This is a genomic window from Pectobacterium zantedeschiae, from assembly GCF_004137795.1.
GTDB classification, from domain to species: domain Bacteria; phylum Pseudomonadota; class Gammaproteobacteria; order Enterobacterales; family Enterobacteriaceae; genus Pectobacterium; species Pectobacterium zantedeschiae.
The window spans coordinates 3038194-3060944 of sequence record NZ_NWTM01000001.1 but is presented as its reverse complement, the minus strand read 5'-3'; the positions used below and the strand labels follow the sequence as shown (position 1 = coordinate 3060944).

At 48.9% G+C, this 22751-nt stretch carries 16 protein-coding genes; 6 read left to right on the top strand and 10 right to left on the bottom strand.

What is annotated here, in order from left to right; genetic code table 11:
* Positions 1-73 precede the first annotated feature (73 nt).
* Genes CLR69_RS13715 through CLR69_RS13700 form a run of 4 tightly spaced genes read right to left on the bottom strand, consistent with a single transcriptional unit; the run spans position 74 to position 4795 of the window.
* A complete protein-coding gene (locus CLR69_RS13715; RefSeq protein WP_129713462.1) occupies positions 74-1267 on the bottom strand; it encodes an ABC transporter permease in 1194 nt (397 codons plus the stop codon).
* On the bottom strand, positions 1261-2379 hold the full coding sequence (locus tag CLR69_RS13710) for an ABC transporter permease (RefSeq protein ID WP_129713461.1): 1119 nt from the start codon (positions 2377-2379) through the stop codon (positions 1261-1263). The genes CLR69_RS13715 and CLR69_RS13710 overlap by 7 nt, the downstream gene beginning before the upstream one ends.
* Entirely contained in the window at positions 2379-3377 is a 999-nt protein-coding gene (locus CLR69_RS13705) for an HlyD family secretion protein (RefSeq protein WP_129713460.1), read from the bottom strand. Before CLR69_RS13705 ends, CLR69_RS13710 begins: the two co-directional genes overlap by 1 nt.
* Positions 3374-4795 (bottom strand): TolC family protein, encoded by a 1422-nt coding sequence (locus tag CLR69_RS13700; RefSeq protein ID WP_129713459.1) that lies wholly within the window; start codon positions 4793-4795, stop codon positions 3374-3376. The genes CLR69_RS13705 and CLR69_RS13700 overlap by 4 nt, the downstream gene beginning before the upstream one ends.
* 458 nt (positions 4796-5253) lie before the next feature.
* Between CLR69_RS13700 and CLR69_RS13695 the strand changes: the two genes are divergently transcribed.
* The 4 genes from CLR69_RS13695 (at position 5254) to CLR69_RS13680 (ending at position 8138) form a co-directional block, all read left to right on the top strand.
* Positions 5254-5433, top strand: coding sequence for a hypothetical protein (locus tag CLR69_RS13695; RefSeq protein ID WP_129702638.1), 180 nt, complete (start codon positions 5254-5256; stop codon positions 5431-5433).
* 94 nt (positions 5434-5527) lie between these two features.
* Positions 5528-6490 carry a DUF6895 family protein gene (locus CLR69_RS13690; protein ID WP_129713458.1) on the top strand — a complete coding sequence of 321 codons (963 nt, stop codon included), beginning with the start codon at positions 5528-5530 and terminating at the stop codon, positions 6488-6490.
* Positions 6491-6500: 10 nt separating this feature from the next.
* On the top strand, positions 6501-7403 hold the full coding sequence (locus tag CLR69_RS13685) for a hypothetical protein (RefSeq protein WP_129713457.1): 903 nt from the start codon (positions 6501-6503) through the stop codon (positions 7401-7403).
* A gap of 3 nt (positions 7404-7406) precedes the next feature.
* The gene (locus CLR69_RS13680; RefSeq protein WP_129713456.1) at positions 7407-8138 is read left to right on the top strand and encodes a phytanoyl-CoA dioxygenase family protein; all 732 of its coding nucleotides are present in this window, start codon (positions 7407-7409) and stop codon (positions 8136-8138) included.
* A 161-nt stretch (positions 8139-8299) separates the two neighbouring features.
* On the opposite strand, the gene aspA is transcribed toward CLR69_RS13680, so the two are convergent.
* From aspA to hsdR, 6 genes are all read right to left on the bottom strand, one after another.
* A complete protein-coding gene (gene aspA, locus CLR69_RS13675; protein WP_129702642.1) occupies positions 8300-9739 on the bottom strand; it encodes an aspartate ammonia-lyase in 1440 nt (479 codons plus the stop codon).
* 252 nt (positions 9740-9991) lie between these two features.
* The gene (locus CLR69_RS13670; RefSeq protein ID WP_014913980.1) at positions 9992-10987 is read right to left on the bottom strand and encodes a LysR family transcriptional regulator; all 996 of its coding nucleotides are present in this window, start codon (positions 10985-10987) and stop codon (positions 9992-9994) included.
* Between the two features lie 595 nt (positions 10988-11582).
* Entirely contained in the window at positions 11583-11918 is a 336-nt protein-coding gene (locus CLR69_RS13665) for a hypothetical protein (RefSeq protein WP_129713455.1), read from the bottom strand.
* Between the two features lie 447 nt (positions 11919-12365).
* Positions 12366-13769 carry a restriction endonuclease subunit S gene (locus tag CLR69_RS13660; RefSeq protein ID WP_129713454.1) on the bottom strand — a complete coding sequence of 468 codons (1404 nt, stop codon included), beginning with the start codon at positions 13767-13769 and terminating at the stop codon, positions 12366-12368.
* Positions 13769-15385, bottom strand: coding sequence for a class I SAM-dependent DNA methyltransferase (locus CLR69_RS13655; RefSeq protein ID WP_129713453.1), 1617 nt, complete (start codon positions 15383-15385; stop codon positions 13769-13771). The genes CLR69_RS13660 and CLR69_RS13655 overlap by 1 nt, the downstream gene beginning before the upstream one ends.
* A gap of 78 nt (positions 15386-15463) precedes the next feature.
* Positions 15464-18988, bottom strand: coding sequence for a type I restriction-modification system endonuclease (gene hsdR / locus CLR69_RS13650; RefSeq protein WP_129713452.1), 3525 nt, complete (start codon positions 18986-18988; stop codon positions 15464-15466).
* 305 nt (positions 18989-19293) lie between these two features.
* Here hsdR and CLR69_RS13645 point away from each other — a divergent pair, with 305 nt between their 5' ends.
* Positions 19294-21390 (top strand): McrB family protein, encoded by a 2097-nt coding sequence (locus CLR69_RS13645; protein WP_129713451.1) that lies wholly within the window; start codon positions 19294-19296, stop codon positions 21388-21390.
* Positions 21383-22696, top strand: coding sequence for an McrC family protein (locus CLR69_RS13640; protein WP_129713565.1), 1314 nt, complete (start codon positions 21383-21385; stop codon positions 22694-22696). The genes CLR69_RS13645 and CLR69_RS13640 overlap by 8 nt, the downstream gene beginning before the upstream one ends.
* Positions 22697-22751 lie beyond the last annotated feature (55 nt).

Sequence of the window (22751 nt, the reverse complement as noted above, 5' to 3'; positions counted from 1 at the left end):
CGTTTTTGCGCCAACGTCCCGGCGCAACCGTCGGGACGTTATTCTTTCTGATATCGGCAATGCTTTCTGTGTATCAATAATGTTCCAGCCATCGACGTGCGGCCCGATCTTCCCGTCGGTATTGCCGCTGCCGGTACCCGAGCATGCCCCACGCCAGCAGTCCGTACAGCGCGGCCAGCATCCACAAATGCCACCAAAATTCGCCGATCTGGGCAAAATCAGCGCCCATTTGGTTAAGCCGCAATATTCCCTGAATCGTGAATACCGCGGGAATCCACTGTGCAAGCCAGTTCAGAGGGGCAGGGATCATTTCTACGGGCCAGATGAAGCCAGAAAGAAAGACAATCGGAATGGAAGAGAGTAGCACCGCCTGACTAGGGAGGTCTTTGCGCGTAAAGGCGGCTCCCAGCACCACGCCGAGCCACAGCGTCGAGAGCAGAAAAGGCAGTGTAAACAGCAGCAGTTGGCCCATGCTAGCCTCGCGTGCAATACCGTAGGCATCGAGACAAAAACCGAGCATGTAGAGCAGCGAGAGAAGATAAGCACCGCCAACGACTAACGTACGTGCCAGAAGCAAGCGCCACGGTGCGGCATATTGCCAGTAGCGAACGTCGCCAGATCGCGTGCGTTGATTTTGTCCGGCACCGAGCAGGCCGCATCCCATCAGCAAAATCTGATGCAGTATCAACATGAAAACAGCAGGGACGACGTAATCGACATAGCCCATGGTTGGGTTAAATACTGGCACAGCATTTAGGGACATTGCCTGCCACTGCGAGCTGGCTGCGGGTATCCCTTCCCCCTGGGCAAGCAGGCGTGAGATTTTAACCTCTGCACCGGCAGTTCCCCCGACTGTCGCCAGAGACTGCGCAATTGCGCCGTAGATCAGAAAGTAGCTGGCATCTGCTGAATAACTTACCGTGACGCTTTTTCCCTGCATGATGTCGCGATAAAAATGGCGCGGAATATAGAGAATTCCTTTCGCTTCGCCATGTAAAAGCAGCATTTTTGCTTCATCTAGCGTATTGCGCTGCGCCACTAACCGTACCTCTGGCGTGGCATCCGCCATAAACGCCAGACGTCGCGAAAGCTGGGTTCCATCTTCATCGACCAGCACCACTGGAAGTTCACGCGGCGTTTGCGCGAGGTAAGGGCGCGGATAGAGAAACGAATAGAGCAGGATCCCGCCGAACAGGGTGAGCAAGATGGTCGGATCGCGCAGTAAGGTGCGCAGCTCAAACCGGATGAGAGTGGCGAATGTCAGCATGTTGCCTCCTTGTCACCCGGCCGATAGCGCCACAGCGTGAGCGGTAGCAGCAGCCAGAATAAGGCGAGTGCGGTCAACGCCGGTGCGATCTGAGCGATCCCTGCACCGTAGCTGGTGATGGCAATCGCGATATCGCCATAGTGAGCGACGGGCAGTAACTGCCGCCAGAATGTGGCGAATGTCTCCATTGCCGCTGCCGGAAAGGTGATACCCATGAACGCCAGCCCAGGGGCCATTAATGCCCCGACAATGGAGACCGCGCGTGCTGGGTCGCGAATCAGCGCATAGAAGGCCATGCCCAATGCGATACAGGCACCGGCGGTCACACCGATTGCGATAAATAGCAGCAGCGGTGAACCGTTGAGCGGGTAATCAAGCAGGCTATACAACCCATAGCTCCAGATGCCGCCCCATGCCCAGCCAATCAGCCAGTGCGTCAGGAATTTATAACCGATGGCGGCAGTATGGTTCTCTGGTAGCCAGAGGGATCCATGGCGATCCTCCCGAGCCAGCGTATTTAAGCCGTACAGCGCGAGCAGCACAGACCAGATCGAGGGAATAATCGCATTCAGCAAAAACTGGGCGTAGTTGGCATTCTGGTTAAACAGTGCGGTAATCTGCCCGCTAATTGGCACCGCCCGCCCTTTAGCTTCGGGAACGACGGCTCCCTGAGATAACGCCTGCACGACGGCAATTTGTCCGTTAAAGGTACCTGCCACCAGTGATAACGCGCTGTTGATGACTTTGGCAATCAGTACAAACTGCCCGTTATTCCAGGCGGTAATGGTGGGTAATGTTCCCAGGCGGATATCGCGCTCAAAATGGCGTGGAATCACTACCAGCGCGTAGATCTCGCCGCCGCGTAATGACGTTGCACCTTCTGCCACCGTTGAGAACTGATGGTTCAGGTCGAAAGAGGATGAGGCATCCAATTCTCGCGCGAGCTGGCGCGACATCGTGCTGTTGTCCAAATCGATCACGCCAATGGGGAGTTCGCGGACAATGGCGCCAGATAGTGTCCACACGCTAATCAACATGGCGAAAAGGGGAAGCCAGAGCGCTAATGCCATCCCCCAGCGGTCGTGCCGCAGCGCCTTCCATTCGCGCATCATCACATCTCTACCAGTGCGCTCATGCCAACGCGCAGTCCGCTAATCGGTTGCACTGGGCGTGCTTCCACTTCGAACGTACGCATATCAAACCCTTGTCGGGTATCCGTTGCACGCCATGTCGCAAAATCTCCCATGACGGAAACGTAAGACACCTTAAACCGGAATGTCTGGTTGTTCAGCGCCGGAATGCGCGCCTCAAACTCGGTACCCATCGCAAAGCGCTCAAGGAGATCTTCTCGCACCGCCAGTTGGATCCAAATGTCGCTCATGTCCAGTAGTGTGACCACGGGAAAACCCTGTGGCGCAATTTCGCCGTTGCGTAGCAGCACATTGCTGACCTCACCCGTATGTGGGCTGACGACGCGCGCTTCTGCCAGATAAGCCTCAACTTCGGCTACGGAACCGGCGGCCATACGGGCTTTTTCCTCTGCGGCAATTTGTGTTTCTTTACGGGTGCCTTCCAGCGCCATTTGATATTCCTGCCACGCCATCCCTTCGGTGTAGCGTGCGGCATCCCATGAAGCTTTAGCCTCATCCCGTTTTTGCAGCGGCAGTACGCCTTCCTGATAGAGATTTTGCACGCGCAGATAGGTCTTATTGCTTAGCTCGGAACCGGCTTTGGCCTTTTGCCACTGATCTTTTGCCGCGGCGATCTGCTGTTCACGTGCGCCTGTTCTAGCCTCCAACGCAACCGCGCCTGCTGCGGCTTCGCCCGCTTTCGCCTGCTCCAGCTTGGCATCCAGTTCGGGTGTCAGAAGCGTGAATACGAGATCGCCAACCTCAAGCTGCTGGCCTTTTTCTACTCTCACATCAGCAATACGCCCCGGCACTTTTGAAGACACTGAATACTGCTGTGCTTCGATTTGTCCCTGTAGCCGTATAGGCTCGGGCTGGTAGGCAAGCCAAAAGCGATAGGCTATCCAGACCATCACTATTACCAGGATGGCCTGAAGGATCCATTGGCGTTTCGAACGCGAGGACGAAGGGGATTGTGTCATGGCGTCACCTGTATAGCGTACTGAGTCTGGTAGTCAGAAAAGCGGTTCAACTGGCTGGAAATGGCCATCAATCTGGCGATGGAAACTACGTAACGATAGGCTGCGGAGGCACGCTGTGTCTTGGCTCCGGCTAACTGATTCAACGCATCGACCACGTCCAGCGAGGTAGACATTCCCTGCATAAAGGCCTTGTTACGTAATTGGACGTTCTCTTCCGCTAGTTTTTGCGTGGAGGACAGCGAGTTGAATTCCTCTAGCGCCTGTCTGGCCTCTCTCCATGTGGTTTCGACCAAGACCTCGAGGTTATGCCGCATATCGGCTTCCAGATAGTTAACCTGCATTTCCGCACTTTTTGCTGCGGCAATATTGTCTGAACGGCCTTCACGGCTGATGAGCGGGACGGAAACGCCGACGCCGACCATCCAGTCTGGCGTCGTTCTGGCTGCCAGCGTGTCCTGCTCGTAAAGCTGATAGTTGCCGAACAGAAATACGTCGGGGGCATATTTGGCGCGTTCAATACGGATAAGATCTTTGGCCTGATCGCGCTTGGCGGAGAGCACCTTTAAACCGGGGTGTGTATTGAGCGTTTGTTTCACCAACGCTGGCAGTTCAGGAAGCGCTTTGTTAACGAATAGCGAAGAAGAGGGCGTTGCGCCTTCCGCCTTGATTAGCTTCGCGAAGACAATCTCGGTAGTCTCCATATTGCGACGTGCCTTTTGTGTTTCGATTCGCGCCATGTCATAAGCGGACTGTGCGGACAGTACTTCGACTCTGGCGATTTGTCCCTGAGCCTCCAGCTTGCGGGCATGGTCATAATGCTGCTCCATACCTTTTTCAATATCCTGACGTGTCTTTATCACCTGATGTGCCATCACCACGCCGTAATAAGCCTGCGCGAGCGCCTCAAACTGTGCCAGTGTGCGGATGATCAGCATTTGTTCTGCTTCATTCACCTGGGCTGCCCGAATTGACTGAGCAGCATCAATTCGACCTCCGGTGAATAGCGGCCAGACGACCTGAACGGAACTGGTTACCACGTTTTGTTCTGTAAAGCGGGTAACGAAGGGGTTGCCGCTGATGTTAACAAGCTGGTTCAGGGCGGCGAAAATGTCCCGATGATTCGCTAGCGGGTTGAGGTCACGGGCATCAAGTTCGACAGGTTTGTCGAGGCGTGTATAGCTTGCACCCACGTTGACCTGTGGCCAGTAGAGCCCCTTGGCGGATTCTCGCAGGGACTGTGCCCGATCGACCCCGGCGTGTTCAGCAGCAATGCTGTCATCACTTTGCAGCAGGCGAGCCCAGGCCTGACTAAATGTAATAGGCTGTCCAAATGCCGTGGAGGACCAGCACTGTAATAGCAACAGCGCCGCGGGGAAATAAGCCAGAAATCGTTTTTTTCCGTAGGTTAATCGAGGCATGCCAGGTGAAATCATCCTTATTCTGCCGATGGTGATTGTAGTGTGGTCTATATTAAAAATAATTCAAATAATATAGAGGGTTGGCCTGATTTTTAACGTAATAAAGGGGGGAGGGGATGATAGAGGCATTGGTAGGTGGGCACATACCATATGATTAGGCATTACCATATCTAAAAAATTAATTATGCTTTTTTATTCGAATGAGGCTATACCATTTATAGCACAGAATAAAAACTATCTTTTGGTCGTCATGTTATTGTCAAAATTTGTGATAGTGATTGATGCATATTTAATGCTCGCGATTGTTTTTTAAAGAAATTTTCAGTGTAATTGTTCTGAAGTATTTTCCGCTTGTCGGAAATCAGTGTGCAGATGAAATAATAATCATGATCAATATATTTATATAATGTTCATGCCTCATCTGTATATTTATAATCGTGTATGTGAAGGAGGTTATTATGACCCAGAAATCACCACTAACCAAAGAAGACATACTGAAACAGTTGAAAAGTGAGGGCGTCAGTAATCTGGATGAGTTCGCTGAATTCCTTGTGAAAAAATCCCATAAAGATGGCGATAAAAACGGCCCTGTCGTTAACTCTGTGATTATATACAACCATGGCTTTGTCTCGAGTTAATTGCTGAAAATGTTGTGGTACGGGTTGGCCTTCATTTTATGTATGAAGGCCAACCCGTGATTAATCATTAACATGGATGAATCATGGTATTGATATGACGTTATTATTCTCTGGAAATAAGCAGAAAGAGACATTTTTAGAGGGACTTATCTATTGGATTACCAAAAACCTGGAGTCGTTTACACCGCCGAAAGAGAATACGTTGTTGGATATCCACCCAGAATTAATTGAAAGCGGTATAAACCGAAAGGCATTTGGTGAACTGGGGCTAGCGTTACGTATTCTTGAACGAGTCCCTTCGTTATGGCAGCGGAATGAAATTAAATCTATTAGAGAAGCGTGGTTAGACATGGCGGTTGAAAATCATATTTTCTTTGATGCCACACGGCGTACCAGGCTATTTCCATTAATGGTTGTTTCACTATCAGTTATACAAGCGATTAATAGTGAAAATACATCTTACATTCAGGATGTTAAACGCACTCTCCAAATCGTCATGGATCGAGGATTTATGGATCGTATTGAAAGAAGTGCATGGCAAAAAACCGACTTAAAGTATTATATTGATTCTTTAGGATTATCTCATTCTTTTCCTAGTGATGTCGATTTATTGCGTCAAAGTAGCTTATTACTCCCACCCTCTATTTTTTATTCCACGCGAATGGATTTGTATGGCATTACACATTTAATTTTTCATTTGTCTGATTTTGGTTTGAAAAAAATATTGCCATTGACCAGCGTCGAGATGAATACGGTGAAAGAATATGTCACGTTAGCGATGCAGCTTTGCCTTTTTGAGCAAGATTATGATCTGACGGCTGAACTTATTATATCTTCATTGTATCTTCAGGAAACCAATTTAACGGAACAGCGGGCTGCGATAGGTCGGTTGGTAGCTGCTCAACACCATGATGGTTTTATGCCTGATAAAAGTTGGTTGATACAGCAAGAAACCCATAGTGATGAGGTGTTCAACGAATTCCTGGCTGTATACCACCCAACTCTGGTGTCGTTGATTCTTGTTGCCAGTGATACGCATCAACATTATTATCGATAAGAGGCTTTATATGGATAGCACCGATTCTGCATATAAGACCTATGCTATTAGCGACCTGACCCAGAATGTTGTAAGGTGGCTGTCATCATCCGTGAGTGAATCCGAACACCATAATATTAGCGATTATATATGGATTAATATTCTGGCTATTTCCCATCTTTGTGAAAATCTGAATGAAAAAAAACTCTATGGCGTAGATGCGATAATAGAGAGAATTATTGATAAAAAAATTCAGTTAAAATGGACATCAGCTGACTTATTGACATCTCTAATTGCTCTATCTTATTTAGCGGATAAAGAGTGTGCATTAATTTATAATAATGATTATATAGATATTCTCCGCAGTATTACGCCTGGAACAATAAATAGTCCCAATGATGCACTATTGTTTTTAGCCTTTCATGGCAAAGTCGCATCTCTTGATAACCAATTTCTTTTTGGAAAAAAAGAGATGGGAGATTTTTTTTCCTACAAGAGTATTGACGCTCTGGATGAAAGGCTCTCTTATCTTGAGGCATCAACATTATTTGGTACGTTAGATAGTGAAAATAGCAATCCTCAGCCACCGTGTTTGTTGAGCGGTGCAATGATCTATTCATTTAAAAATTATGATCTTCCCAGGGGATTCCGCTTGCTCAGAGCAATGAAGTATCTTGGAGAAAGGGGAGCAGGAGTGAATCAGGCACTGAATTTTATGACTAAATTGCAATGTTGTGACGGAAGTTTTGGCGAATATGATAGCGCGATTGAAAAGATGAAATTACACGCTCGCTCATACAGCGATACTATGGCTATTAAATACACGGTTACTTTACAAGCGTTGTGGACTTTCATGGAGTTTACGCACACACGACAATCGTCCTTAAGCGTGCTTTTGGAGCCGCTGAGACATTACTGTCAGGAAAGAGGATAAAATATGCTGACAGAAGCACAAATATTATCTTTTAAACGAGAAGGTGTTCTCATTCTCCATGATGTTTTTACAGTTGCTGATATAGAAGCCGCCAAGCGCAGCGTACTTAACTATTTTTGTAACCCGGGTTCGGCGAGCGAGTGGTTTCTATCGCTATCTACACATTCCATACACGGGTGTATTGCCAAACCAAGTCTATCCCCTCTTGGGCACCAAAAATTAGCGCAAATTTACCACGCATTACATCGCCAGGCTATTTGGGAGGGAGAGGACGAATTAATTATCCGCCCACATGAAGCTGGTGTGCCGTGGTGTGGCGCGCGAGCACCCCATCTTGATTTTCCCATTAATCGCCCATTAAGAACGTTGGCGAACAACGTTATTTATTTAACCGATGTTAGATCCCAAGGGGGGGCCTTTATGTATTGGCCTGGTAGTCATCGTGTCGCTTGGGATTATTTCCGAAAGTACCCTGATGATTATCTTGCACAGGGTGAAAGTAGCCAGGATCAGGTTTTTTCAAGAATTTTATCTCATATAGAAAATGAACCCGTAGAGTTTTTGGGTAAAGCGGGTGATGTGCTGATTTGGAATTCATTATTACTGCATTCTGCTTCAATCAATACGAGGGAAGAAACAAGGATCGCATCTTTTGGGCGGTGGGGGGAGGTCTATGAGGGGAAGCCTTATGATTTTTCAAGAGATATTTGGTCATACTGGGATTTCGCAGTATAAATGAGGCGTAGCTTATGAAACCAACTGATAATATGCAGTGTCTTTTTCTGATTTACCTTGGAAACCCTGTTAGCTAACCGATTAAAATAATAAAACTTGTTATCAATAAAAAGCTCAGGATGCTAAACCCTGAGCCCGATAATTCTGACAGAAAACGAAAATTAAACGGCTTCGTTTTCGTCGGTGTAGCGTTTGGCTTTGTAAGCTGGGTGCATCAGATTCTGGATAGAGAAAATGTCGTCCAGTTGTTCTTCTGTGAGTAGACCGCGTTCCAGCACCACTTCACGCACGCTCTTACCCGTTTCTGCACAGATTTTCCCAACGATATCGCCGTTATGGTGGCCGATGAACGGGTTCAGGTAGGTCACGATACCGATAGAATTGAATACGTAAGCTTCACACACATCTTTGTTGGCGGTGATGCCGTCGACGCATTTTTCCAGCAGGTTGTAGCAAGCGCTAGACAGAATCTGGATGGACTCGAACATCGCTTGTCCAATAACGGGTTCCATCACGTTCAACTGCAACTGGCCTGCTTCTGCCGCCATGGTCACGCAGGTATCGTTGCCGATGACCTTGAAGCACACCTGATTTACCACTTCCGGTACGACTGGGTTAACTTTGGCTGGCATGATGGACGAGCCCGCCTGCAATTCCGGCAGGTTGATTTCGTTCAGGCCAGTACGTGGGCCGGAAGACAGCAGGCGCAAGTCGTTACAGATCTTCGACAGCTTAACCGCCACGCGTTTCAGTGCGCTATGCATCATCACGTAAGCACCACAGTCGGAGGTCGCTTCGATCAGATCTTCAGCCGGTATGCAAGGCAGACCGCTGACTTTCGCCAGATGCTGAACGGCCAGTTTCTGATACTCATCCGGTGTGTTCAGACGTGTGCCGATGGCGGTGGCGCCAAGGTTCACTTCCAACAGCAGCTCAGCAGTGCGCAGCAGGTTGCGGTTTTCTTCTTTCAGCAGCACGTTAAATGCGTGGAATTCTTGGCCGAGGGTCATCGGCACCGCATCCTGCAACTGGGTACGACCCATTTTCAGGATGTTTTCGAACTCTTTTGCTTTGCGCTCAAAGCCATCGCTTAACTGGGTAATCGCTTCGACCAGTTTCAGGATGGAAGTGTATACCGCAAGACGGAACCCCGTTGGGTAAGCATCGTTGGTGGACTGGCATTTGTTCAGATGGTCGTTCGGGTTCAGGTATTGATATTCACCTTTCTGGTGGCCCATCAGTTCCAGACCGATATTCGCCAACACTTCGTTGGTGTTCATGTTGACTGATGTACCTGCTCCGCCTTGATAAACATCGACAGGGAACTGATCCAGACATTTTCCGTTATTCAGCACTTCATCACAGGCTTGCAGAATAGTGTCGGCAATTTTACGTGGGATGGTTTGCAGCTCTTTATTCGCCAGTGCGGCAGCTTTTTTTACCATCACCATCGCGCGGACAAATTCTGGAATATCGCTGATAGTACTATTGCTAATATAAAAGTTCTCAATCGCACGCAGCGTATGGATACCATAATACGCGTCAGCAGGGACTTCACGGGTACCTAACAGGTCTTCTTCAATACGGATATTTGTTGACATGGATCTTCTTCCTTTTTCTTGTTCGATGTACATAGCATCGTTTTAAATATTAAGACTCTGATTTTTTTGGGTTTGTCTTTCCTGTTTTGGCGTTTTCAGGTAGCAAAAACCCATCACGACTTTTATAAAATCATGACTAAAAAGCGTTCTCGGGGAGACGAACATTGAATAAGCATCGTTAAATGGCTATTGGTGGCTATATTCCCCCATTTTTGCTACGTCTCCCAATCGTTAAAAATGATACCTAATAGGTTATTCCGTATTATCCGGGTTGATCTCAACCAGCTTTTCTATTCCACGGTTCAGCGTTTTCAATTTCGGAATAAATACGGTTTTAATAATATCGTGTGTGACATCGCACGCTTCTTCAAAGAACGCGCTGTATTCATCACGGTGCCCGACAATATAAAGCGAGCGTTTGATATTCAGCTGTTCCGGCATATGCGTTAGCACCTCGCGGGAGTGTGCAACGGATTGCAGGAAACTGAGTGGTGTCGTTACTGCCCAACCGATGCCTGCTGCCACCATCGATGTTAAGGTATCCGCGTTATCAAATTCGAGCATGTTCGGTACGCGGACATCGATACGGCGCAGATAACGCTCAATCTGCATGCCAATCTGCGAGTTCCGATTAAAGCGCACCAGCGGCAGTGCGGCGGAAAGCTCACGGATGTCCTCAACCGTTTTGATGCGTTTGCGGTAATCCGGCGGCGTGATAATGAAATAGCCTTCGGAAAACAGCTGATGGCGCACCACGCTATCGCTGTCGATCAACGGGTCACTGGTGACAATCAAATCCAGCTCGCGGCGCATTAACGCTTCACCCTGCTGCGGGCTGAGCCCGGTACGAATCAGCAACTGCGATGAACTCTTCATCAAGCTCTTGGTAAACACCGAACCGCAGGTGATGGCAAACGAATCTACCAGGCCGATACGCAAGTCGGGTTTGATCCCTTTTCCCGCCTCTAGCACCTGCGCCTTGAGGTTCGCGATCTCCTCCGTCAGGATTTCTCCCCGGTTTTTCAACGCAATGCCGTAGGGCGTCAGGACAAAGGGGCGACGAGCCCGGTTAACCAATTTGACGCCGAAATCCTCTTCCAATAACCGGATCGTCTGTGAAATGGCAGAGGGCGTCAGGCCTAACCGCGTGGCGGCTGCCGTCATGCTTCCTGCTTCCGCCATCGTCACAAAAACATAGACGGCGTACATATCGATCGATTTATTGGCGGACACTGTGCGTTTAACCATGTGAGTTTGCCTACGCTGCAAGGTGAATGTCGTCGAAATATGAAGCGTTAGTCTATCTCATCTCGCTGACTACGACCTCGCTAACTGCTGTCAGAATAGTCGGCTAACTTCAGAAAAAATGCAGGTTGCATCACTGATTAATTTTTTCTTATTTCTAGCTTTAGCGGATCTGAAGATGAAGCATGAAGAGAGCCGGAGGCTGCTAGAGCACCGATTGTATTCCTCCCCTTGTTAGTGTTGTTTTTATACATAAATACAGGGGGGATTGCGGGTTTTGCTGTTATCCGGCGTAAAAAATTATGCTGAGGAGATAGCTGGCTTCGGATGAGCCGCAGGACGCGGCGAAAGCTTGCGCCACGTAGGGAACGTGTCGCAAGCGGTCCGCTAAGTCAGATACCGACGAAGGTACCGCGTCAGCGGCATAATTTCCGCCGAAAGCCTGGGGTCACGGGGCGAGCGGCGTGTGAGCCGTCCCGTGTCGGGCGCGTGCTACGAAGTCGCATGAAAATGACGTCATTATCGCGCACGAAACTACCTCAACGGCAGCATAAAAATGTGGCTAAGACTCAACCTGGTTAGTTATAACGTATTGTTTTTACTGCGTAGTGAGACGCGAATCACCCATTAGTGTTGCTGTTCGAACGTGGCGTTCCGCCTGTTCGCACATTTCCAGCAGCGCCGGAATCAGGTGTGCGGTGGCATTGAGGCACGCGCCGAGCTGGCTGAGGCTTTCTTGCGGCAGTTCAACATCATTTTGCAGCGTGTCGCCGAGGTAATGCAGGCCGTGGCATAGGCCTTCAACCGATTCGGCGGCAATCGCGCCGAGGTCGCAGAGCTGAACGTCATCTAACTGCGCGAAAGGCAAGCTGGCGATCAGATCGCGGAAAATGGTAATGGTGCTGTCATCGAGTGTGGCGTGAGTGTCCGTCATGGTCATTTTTTCCTTGAGATAATTAAGTCCGCCACCACACAAGGTTCCAAGTTTGGGTGGTGACACAGACAGGATTGGAACCCCGGCTCTCAAGAAGACCGGTCAACCTTGCGGTTGCCCTGCCTGCGTCACCGTAAAGAGTGTGCACGCAGCCCCTGAAAAAACAAAGCGTTTTTCAGTCTTGAGAGTTCGGGGTTCCAAGCCCGGCTGCGGATGTTGCCGCAGCACAGAGACTGTATTCCAACGGCGAAAAACGTGAAATAGGGTGGATGGATTTACAGTGGAATTACAGCAGATTTTGGAATGGAGTTCGCAGAAATGGGCCTGAAAGCCTCGTCGCTGGCAAACCGCGATACACGGGGCGACCACAGGGGTGAGGCGTCCCTGCGGGAACCTCCCCCTGTGTTTCCCCTAAAATAGGGAAGAGGTGTGGCGGGGGGAAAAGCGCTAGGCTTTTTTGCGCGTTTTCTTTTGTGGTTGTTGTGCGGCACGTTCGGCCTTGATGCGGACTAAAAGCGCTTCGGCACTGTTTTCGCCGCTAATCAGTTCAGGGTTTTCTTTGCGCCACTGTTCGGTTAACTCACCCCGAAACGCCTTCGCCAGTATTGATTGCGTCAGGTTGTTGACCCGTTCTAGGGCATTGTTCACCTGTTTTTCCACCCCATCAGCATAGGTAAAAAGTTGTTCGACGCGGCGAACAATTTCGGTTTGTTCTTCGAGTGGTGGACAATGAAGTGGATAGGCTGAAAGTTTTTGTGCATTAATGTTCGATTGACTCACGCCATCAGATTTAACAGAATAACAATAATCTTTTGCAAAAGGACTATTAAGATGATAGTTCAGAAAATCGGGGTTTAGTACTGGCAAGCACTTAATTCTAATTAAATACCCAGCGTAAATAGCATCTCTTTCACCTTTGAAAATGGATGTTTTACCAACTAGTTCAGGGCTGTTAGTTCGATTGAATAAAATATCATTAGGTTCAAGTTTATATTTTTCTATTTCGTCTTTTGAGGATGTAAATACTAGATCAGACCAGTCAAGTTTTCCTTCTTGTATATTTCCCATTCTTAATACAGGCACAAGTCCTTGAATTTGAGATTTTGCAGATGAACCATAAGATGGTTTTTTTATAAATTCGCCTAGAATACCCTTTTTCCAGTTTATTAGTTCTGATTTTTTCCTCCAATCCTCCGTCAATTTCCCACTCACCGCCGCAGTCAGAACGGATTGACGAAATTTTTTTAAAATCAATGGGATTTGGTCGAGGCGAGATTTGATACTGTCAACCTGTGTCAGTAAGACATCAAGTTTTTCGGCAATTTTTTTTTGCTCTTCTAGCGGTGCAATGATCACAGGAAGTGTCAAAAATCTTTCTTGTGTCATATTTAAGCCACTTTCATTTATGCCTGTTTTTCTGTCATTTAATTCTTTTTTAATGAAGGATGTTCTTAGCCAGGATTCGATGAATCTTGAGTTTATTGATGATTCAGGAAATCTTAATCTATACATCTTCCCTGAAATCATAAGTTTGTTGCGTGTGCTTTTAACTAAACATATGATTCCGCATCTGGAACGAGGCCCCGCATTTGTAACTAATAGATCGCCATCTTTTACCTCTATACGTAATTTTGGCGACTTATCAATCGGTAATCGTTTATTTTCATATGATAAAAAAAAGCCGTCTTGAATAGCGGTTGTTTTTAATACCCCCCATTCCCCAACAGCAGCAGGTTCTCTATCACATTGTGGACTCCAGCCCTGATGGATAATGTTTCCATCTTCTTGGGTCCCCAAAATATATTCCAATTGAGTATGAGCCCAACCCTCCGGCAATTTCACCTCGCTCATCACTTCACCTCACCCAGCATATCGCGCAGAAGAACCTTTTGTGCATCCGCATCATCGTTCGCACCCAGTTCGCGCAGCAGTGCATCCAGTTCGCCCAGCGCCTGCGTGAGTTCCCCCATCGCTTCGGCGGCCAGTACGCTCGGTTCCGGCAGGTTAGCGGCGTCGATGCTGTTGTTGTCTTTTAGCCAACTGATGTCCAGCGAGTCGCCTTTGGTGTCGCGGATCCAGTCGCGGCTGAATACCCGCCAGCGGCTGGTGAGCAAGCGATCGTCCACACCTTCATTTTCCGCATTGTCTGGCGTGTCGATTTTGTCAGCGCTGAAGTTCCAGTCGCCTTCGGTACGTGGGCTTTGGCCGTGGGGATCGTCGCCATAGACGGTTTCAAACGGTTTTAGGTGGGCTTCGCTAAACGGCGTACGTTTGCCGAAGCTCGGCATATTGGTGCGCAGGTCATACACCCAAACGTTTTCGGTACAGTTCTCATCCTGATAGTTGTTGGCCGGGTGCCCTTTGCTGAAGAACAGGACGTTGGTTTTCACCCCTTGGGCGTAAAAAATACCGGTCGGTAGACGCAGAATGGTGTGCAGGTTGCACTTGTCCATCAGGTCGCGGCGGATGTCGGTACCGACGCCGGATTCAAATAAGACGTTGTCCGGCAACACCACCGCTGCTCGGCCACCGGGTTTCAGGTTACGGTAGATGTGCTGTAGAAAGGCCAATTGCTTGTTGCTGGTTTTGAAGGTGAGGTCATCCCGGGTAATGCTGGCCTCGCCGCCTTTCGAGGTGCCAAACGGCGGGTTAGCCAGAATGACGTCGGCGCGATCCAATGTACTCCCTGCCATGCCGAGTGCGTTGCCCTGATGCACCACACCATCTTGATCGCCTTCCATGTTGTGCAGCAAACAGTTCATCAGCGCCAGACGGCGAGTCGATGGCACCAGCTCTATGCCGACAAATGCCTTCCTGCGCTGGAAATCCTGTTCTTTGACTGACAGTAAATACAGTTTATCCGTCAGATCTTTAATGTACTGATCGGCAGCGATCAGAAAGCCTGCCGTACCCGCTGCCGGGTCTTGTATGCGTTCGCCAGCCTGCGGCTTGACACAGCGCACGATGCTGTTGATTAAAGGGCGGGGGGTAAAATATTGGCCTGCGCCCGATTTGGTTTCGCTGGCGTTTTTCTCCAATAGCCCTTCGTACAGATCGCCCAGACCGTCGCGCTTAGCGCTGAACCAGTCGATCTGATCGAGTGTGCGGATCATCTGCTCAAGGTGGCGCGGTTCGCGCAGACGGGTTTGCGCATCGGCATAAATGGCGCTGATTAACGGATCGTCGTGTACCCGTTTGCCGTCGGCTGTTTTGCCGGTGGATAGACCAAAAAGTATTTGTTTGTAACTGTCTAATAAGCTCTGGCCAGATTTATCCGTCAGATCGACCCAGCGGCAACCTGCTGGCAGTATATGCTGATCTAACAGTTCCGCTTCGGTCGTTTCATGTACCATTTTGATAAACAGCAGCAGCACCAGTTCGGTGACGTAGTCGCTGTAGTTAATGCCATCGTCACGTAGAACATCACACAGGTTCCACAGTTTTTGTACGATATCGTTGTTGCTCATAATGATCCCTGAAGCGCCTTGCGTGTGTTCGCAAGGCGGAATGGAGTAAACAAATGCGTGGGGCGCAGTCTATCAGAATCAGGCGCTTTTGGGGGGCCAAAGCGTGTCGCTTAGGGTATTGATGATTTCTTCCAGGCGCTCGTCCAGCAGCTTGTTAAGGCCTTTGGCACCACCCGTTTCGGCAAAACTGCGGTTGACAATCTCTCTGTCGAGCACCACTTCGTGCATCAACTGTTTCCCCAGCCGTTGCAGCCAGTTGCGTTGTACCGGGCTCCAGGCCCGCAAGGCGTAAATCTGGCTCATGGCCTGATCGATTCGCTGTTCGAAAGGCAGTAAGGGTTCGCCAATGGCGGCGCGACGGATATGACCGATGATGCTGGCGGCAATGTCTTGATTGGTCTGGTTGCGAACGGCGGTTTGCAATTTGGTTTCTGAATATCCAGCGCTATCCAGCAACAGCCGAATCTCTTTTAGTTGCTCGCGTGTTAAGTCACGCGGCCTGTTCACGACCACGGCAAGCGCTGCGGATTGGTTGAGCTGGGTATGAATAAATTCACTGAAGCTGTCGAGATAGTCTTGCGGGCGGGAAAATGCACCGTAAGACTGGGTGCGTTCTTTTAATTCGTCACGGTGCTCGGAAATCACCGGTCGATACTCGCTGCCGAGCAGCGTTGTGACGTCGTTTAGCTGGTTAATTAGATTAGTATGCTGCCGCAAGAACTCCGCTGCCTGCCGTGGCCCGCTATGGTGCAAATGTTGATGCAGATTTTTGGGCGCGATGCCCCACAACTGCTCCAGCTCGTCGAGCTTCTGTCTGACGTCAGGATCGCGTTCGGCGCGGTTTTCTGCCTTACGCAGAACGCGCATCAGCTTTTGACTTAACTGGTTTAACACCACATCAGCCTGGCTTTCTCCGGGCTGTTCACCGGGGCTAAACAGCGCCGTTTCCAGTGAGTCAGGGTCAGCAAGTTCATGTACCAATTGTTCAAGCGTAATGTTGGGGTTCTTCACCAGCGGCTGCATGGTGTTCACCTCTTGCAGCGCGGCGAAGATATCGACCGGGTCATAAATACGAAATACGGTTTTGCCGATGTCATCACAGCGTCGGGTTGCACGGCCAATCATCTGCTCAAAGAGAATGCGTGAGCATATCCGACGCATGAATACCAGATTGCTGATTTTCGGTACGTCGATCCCGGTGGTAAGTAAATCGACGGTGATGGCAATGTTAGGATAGCGCTCGTTTTTATAGCGCTTGATCAGCGTGTCGACTTTATCGCTTTTCCCCGTAATTTTTTCTACTGCTGCCTGATTATAGTCTGGATACAGGTCGGAAAACGCCGCATCCAGCTGGCGTTTTACCATATCCGCATGTTTGTCGGTGGCGCAGAAGATCAGCGTTTTCCCCTCGCCAAAGGGGTCGAGTTCTTTCACCAGCTCTTCGCAGATGACTCGATTGAAATCTTCGTTGATCACGCGGCGGTTAAAGGCATCAACATCAAAATGCAGTTCATCATCAAGCTGATCGATTTCCAGTTCGCCCGTCTGAATATTCAGTGCATGAACCTGACTGCCTTTTTCAAAGTGGATGCCGTTCTCCGTCAGCAGGGTCTGGTAACGTATCGGCGGTTCATAGTCGATCAACCAGTCATCGGCAACGGCTTCACGGTAGGAATAGATAAACACCGGGCGGCCAAAAATTTCGCTCGTGTGTTTGGCGGGCGTAGCGGTTAGTGCGATTTTCACGGCATCAAAATAATCCAATACCCGACGGTAGCTGGAAAGATATTGTGTGGCGTCGCGTGTCGCCAGTTCGCCTTCAGTCATTTCCTGATCGAGCGTATAGCCCCGGTGTGCTTCGTCCACAATAATGCAATCATACTGGTCGATCGGCGGAGGAGTGTCGCTGGCAAATACCCGGCTCACCATAGCTTGTACTGTCGCCACCTGTACGCGGGTTTCCGCTTCGACAGCCATATCGCCGAGCTCGGCGATGTTATAGATTTGCGATAAGGTCTGGTTTTGTTCCAGTGGGGCTTCTTTAAAGGCATCGGTAGCTTGTTCACCGAGCGCGGTGCGATCGACCAGAAACAGGATGCGCTTGAAACGTTCAGTTTTCAGGAAACGATAGATTAAGCCAATGACGGTACGTGTTTTCCCGGTGCCCGTTGCCATCGCCAATAAAGCGGTGCGGATATTGTGCGCCAGCGTGGTTTCCACCGCCTGAATCGCACGCTCCTGATAATCCCGCAGACGCAAATAAGAGAAACCTTCCTGGCTGAGCTTTTGCTCTGCTTCTTGCTTGCTACGTTTTAATCTGTCGAGCAGCCCTTCTGGAGTATGAAATTGTGGCAGCGGACGTCGGAGGTTGCCGTGTTCGCGAACATCCCTAAACCAGGTACCAGATTGCTCCGACAGTTGGGGGATGTAAGCTCGGCCATTGCAGGAATACACAAAGGGTATCTTATAGTGCCCATCGGCTTCATCTGCCCACGCAACGGTTCTCCCTTCCAACTCCCAGGCACCGATTAACGGTGAATCTACCTGAAATCCTTTACTATAACGTTCCGCCTGCGGGATTTTCCCCGCGACATTTTCATTTTTTCGCTTGGCCTCGACTACTGCTACTGGTGTGAACCCGCAAAATAAGATGTAATCCGCACGCCCTTTTTCGCCATTGTGGCGCGTTGGCCACTCGGCGATCGCTTTATTCACGCCTTTTTCCGGGCGTGCACCTTTCGCCCAACTTAACGTCTGACTGTCCGCCAGCCAGCCCGCTTCATTTAAGGACTGATCGATAAGAATGCGTGTCAGCTCTTCGGTGAGGATAATCTTTTTGCTGGCCTGACGGGTTCGTTTGGTGGCTTGTTGCTTCTGTTTGTTGAGCTGTTGTTCGTCTTTGGCTTCTAACTGTGCTTGTAGTGTTCTGAGCGTAATATCGTAGTTCTGCTGGAGTTTTAGTAAGGCATCAGCATGGTCTTTTGCCTGTTTTTCCAGCCCGCGGGCTTCCTGATCCATCTCCAAAGCCAGCGCTTCGTATTCGGCTTTTTCCTGACTCAGTAACGCCTGTAGCTGCTGGCTTGATTCAAGCTGAATATTGGCTGAATACAGATCGTTTTTTAGTTTTTCTATTTCTGACTGTAATTGACGTAATTGAGCACTCGGATCGGCTGGCGGGATAAATGGGCCTGCCGCGAAATCAATACCTTTCCGACCAAATGATTGGTGAAACCACACTGCGAGTGAGCGGGCAACTTTGAGCCCGTCCATTGCTTCTCTATGCTGAGTGTTGAACTGATGCGTGGCTCGATTCCCTTCCGTGCGTAAGATATGAAAGAACTCTCGAACGGTGGGTTCCAACTGTAGTTCTCGGTTAAGGCGATAAAGCAACTCTACCTGTTTGGTTTGCTGATCAAAGGTGATGCCGGATAATGTGGCGATGTGTTGGGCCAGAGCTTCACCGAGTTGGCGGAGTTTTATTAGCGTGGTATTAGGGTCGCTATAGAAGGCGTGCTCTGCTGCTGAGGCAATTTGAAAAAATAGCGGATCGTGTTCGGCAAGAAAGCCAAAATTACCCGAAGGCTGTGCTGCTGTCCGTTTCAACGCTGATCTCCTCTCAAGGTGTAAGCAGATAAATGACGCTAGTCGGTTGCTGTGAAAAGAAAAGTTATCGTCATTCCCGATAAAATTAATTATTATCCAATTGATTTAAAATCATACTTTTACCTTATTTTTTTGCAATGATTTTATGAGAAGCTGTTACGGGGGTGAATTGGTTTTACATAATATTGCTCTTCTGGTTTCAGCTATTCTCTTTCAATAACACACTCAAAACTTACCCGCTTACGTCTGTTCGTCATATTGGCGTACTGAGGCTGCTGAGCAGCACAGCAAAGGAATGATTATCGATGGATATTATTGCTCAAATTGAAAAAAACGAATGGTCGTTAGGAGCGTTGATTAATCAGTTGTATCAATACAGCCAGGAAAAATATCCCAGGTGGGAAAATAACTACCATGATTTGGTCAGTGAAATACAAACGGCTTCAACCTTCGCAACGCCTGAAGCAGATGAATTGCTCAAGCGCCTTTGGTACGTACGTGATAACGGGATAGCCAATATCAGGCAGGGTGGTTTTTCGCTGGCAGAGTTCGAGCGTAATTTGCCTTTATTCCGGTCAATAACGGAGCAAATCCGCCAGCAGCCAAATGAAGACACCTATTGGAAGATCACGCAGGAGATGGAGAAAGCAAAAGAGGATGGCAGATTAACCAAGATGTATTACGCTTTGCGAAACCGTGTGTTTGCTGCCTTTATTCCCCATGTTTGTACGACCACTGTTGACTATAAAGCATTTAATGAAACCGCTGCTTTTTTGAATACCCATTTCAGATTGGGTTTACAAGCAGCGAATCGACGTAGTTGGCTGCAAGTTAACCAAGAGCTTAAACAAAAGATTAAGCAAGCATTGGGAGACAGACTCACTATAAATTATTTTCAAACCAATATGGCCGTATGGGGATTACGAGAGTTACTTAATCAGCGGAAAAAGTTACAAGATCAGCAAGAAGAGACTTTGAACACGCAGGAGGCTGGCGGTAACAAAAAAGAAAAGATCGCGAAAAGATTACCCATCAATCAAATTTTCTTCGGCCCACCGGGTACCGGTAAAACATATACCCTGCAACAAATAATGGCCGACTATTATACTACGCAGGCAACGCTGGAAGATGATGACGTTTGGTTAGATTCGCGTCTTGCGCCACTAAATTGGATGCAAGTGACAGCACTGGTATTGCTGGATTTGAACAAACAGGCGAAAGTGCGCCACTTGACCGAGCATACCTGGTTTCAGCGCAAAGCGTTATTAAATGAGCGCAGCAGTAATTTGTCACAAACCGCCTGGGCGACACTACAAGCGCATACTATAGCGGAATCAACCACGGTTGATTATAAGAGTCGTCGTGAGCCTGCCGTTTTTGATAAGACAACTGACAGCGAATGGGTTTTGGTGGACTCCCAGCTAGAGCTGATAGAAGAACTGGTTACGTTTTACGAGACATTAAAACGTGGACCAGAGCAAGGTGAGAAGATCCATCGCTATTCTACCGTCACTTTCCACCAATCCTATGGCTATGAGGAGTTTATCCAGGGTATACGCGCCCGTTCAGACGCCAATGGTAACATTTCCTACTCGACCGAAAAGGGCGTTTTTTTGCAGCTTTGTGACAGAGCAAGAACCGACCCTGAGCATCACTATGCGATATTTATTGATGAGATCAATCGCGGCAATATATCCAAAATCTTCGGTGAACTGATTACGCTTATCGAGACGGACAAGCGAGCAGGAATGAAGAATGCGCTGAGTTTGCAGCTTGCCACGAGTGAAAGTGGAGAGTTGTTCAGCGTGCCTGCTAATGTCGATATTATTGGCGCGATGAATACCGCCGATCGTTCTCTGGCGCTCATGGATACCGCGTTGCGGCGGCGTTTCGAATTTGTTGAGGTGATGCCGGACTTGTCGTCGCTTAGTGACGCCAAGATTAAAGGGATAGATCTTGAGCCACTCTTAGAAAAGCTCAATAGCCGTATTGAAGCCCTTTACGACCGAGAGCATACGCTAGGTCATGCGTTTTTTATGCCGGTGAAAACAGCACTAGAAGAGAAGGGGGAAGACGATGCCTTCAAGGTGCTTCAGGCGGTGTTTCAGAAGAAAATTATCCCGCTGTTGCAGGAATACTTTTTCGATGACTGGAACAAGATTCGGCTGGTGTTGGCAGACAACCAGAAAAAAAACGATGGCTTGCAGTTTATTAGCGAAAAAGTTGACGCGCTGGATGAGCTGTTTGGCGACGACCATGGTTTACGTCGGCACAATCAGAAATCGACCGCGTATGAATTGAAAGATTTGGACACGCGGGTTTGGGGCGAACCGCTGGCTTATCGTGCGATTTACGAGCCCAAAATCGCAGAAGTTTCCGATTCGGATGAGCGCAATGGGTGAGGTGGTTTCCGTTTTTGAATATGGCTTGCTGGGGGCGGGTAAATCGCTCCCACCAGCGATAACCGCCATTCAGCCTGAAGTGTTCGGTTATTTGGAATCCTTGGCGTTGGATGAACAGGGGTGCGCATTCCTCCGTCTGACGTCGCGTTCCGGCCATCGAGTGTTGCAAGTGCAGAACTATGCGGGCGTGTTGTATACGCCTTATGGCGTGCAGTTGGAAATTCTTCCCAAGGTGGGGAGATGTTTAACGCCGGAACGTGCGCGCGAAACCTTGCTGGTGATGCTGAGCTATTTATCGGGTTTCCGCCATATTGAAACTCAGCAGGCCTCCGTGCAGGCGAAGAATATGTCGCTGCTGGAAATCTTTGTCTCTCAGTTTCTCGATAGCGTCAGCCGGTTATTGAAACAGGGCCTGCGGTCGGAATATGTGCGTGAGCAAAGTAATCTCGCCTTTATGAAGGGCAAACTGATGTTTTCCCAACAGTTGCGCCATAATCTGGTCCATCGTCACAAGTTCTGGGTGGATTACGAAGAGTATTTACCGGATTGTCCGGCTAATCGCTTGTTACATGCGGCGTTAGTGCGGCTCAGCGGTGTGCGTTTATCTTCAGAGAATCAACGCTGGTGCCACGAGTTGCGCTTTGCATTTGAAGGCATAACACCGAGCCAGGATATAGAGGGCGATATAGCCAGTTTACGGCCTGAACGCGGATTGCCCCATTACGATGAGCCGCTAGCCTGGGCGCAATTGATTCTGCAAGGCATGAGTCCGCTTGCGTTGCAAGGTGATACCAAGGCGCTGTCTCTCCTATTCCCGATGGAGGCTGTGTTTGAGTCCTTTGTGGCACAGACGATTTCTGAAGAGTTACCCCAGCATTTGCAGGCCAAAATACAGTTCTCAGGGCTGACATTGGTTCACCATGCGGGTAAAGACTGTTTTAAACTTCGTCCTGATCTTCTGATTCAATCCCTACACCCCGCAAAAAACCAAATGGTATTGGATACTAAATGGAAGTTAGTGAGCAATGTCACCAAAAATCAGTCGTTGTATGGCCTGTCCCAAGACGATTTTTATCAAATGTCTGCCTACGGTCAGAAGTATTTGGAAGGTAAAGGGGATTTGTACCTGATCTACCCGGAACACGATGGCTTCACTGACCCTATTGCACAACATTTTGAATTTTCTGAGGTGTTGCGATTATGGGTTGTGCCTTATCGTGTTATGGCGTCTCCGGGGGAAAGAATGGTGTGGTGTAAGTCAGCCTGCTTAGAGCAAGCTGTGATGGTGGAGGGACTTTCGGAGTGATAAAAGGAAAACCTGCCTCTAATACTCTGGGGCCATGCTGTGGTTCTGATTAGGT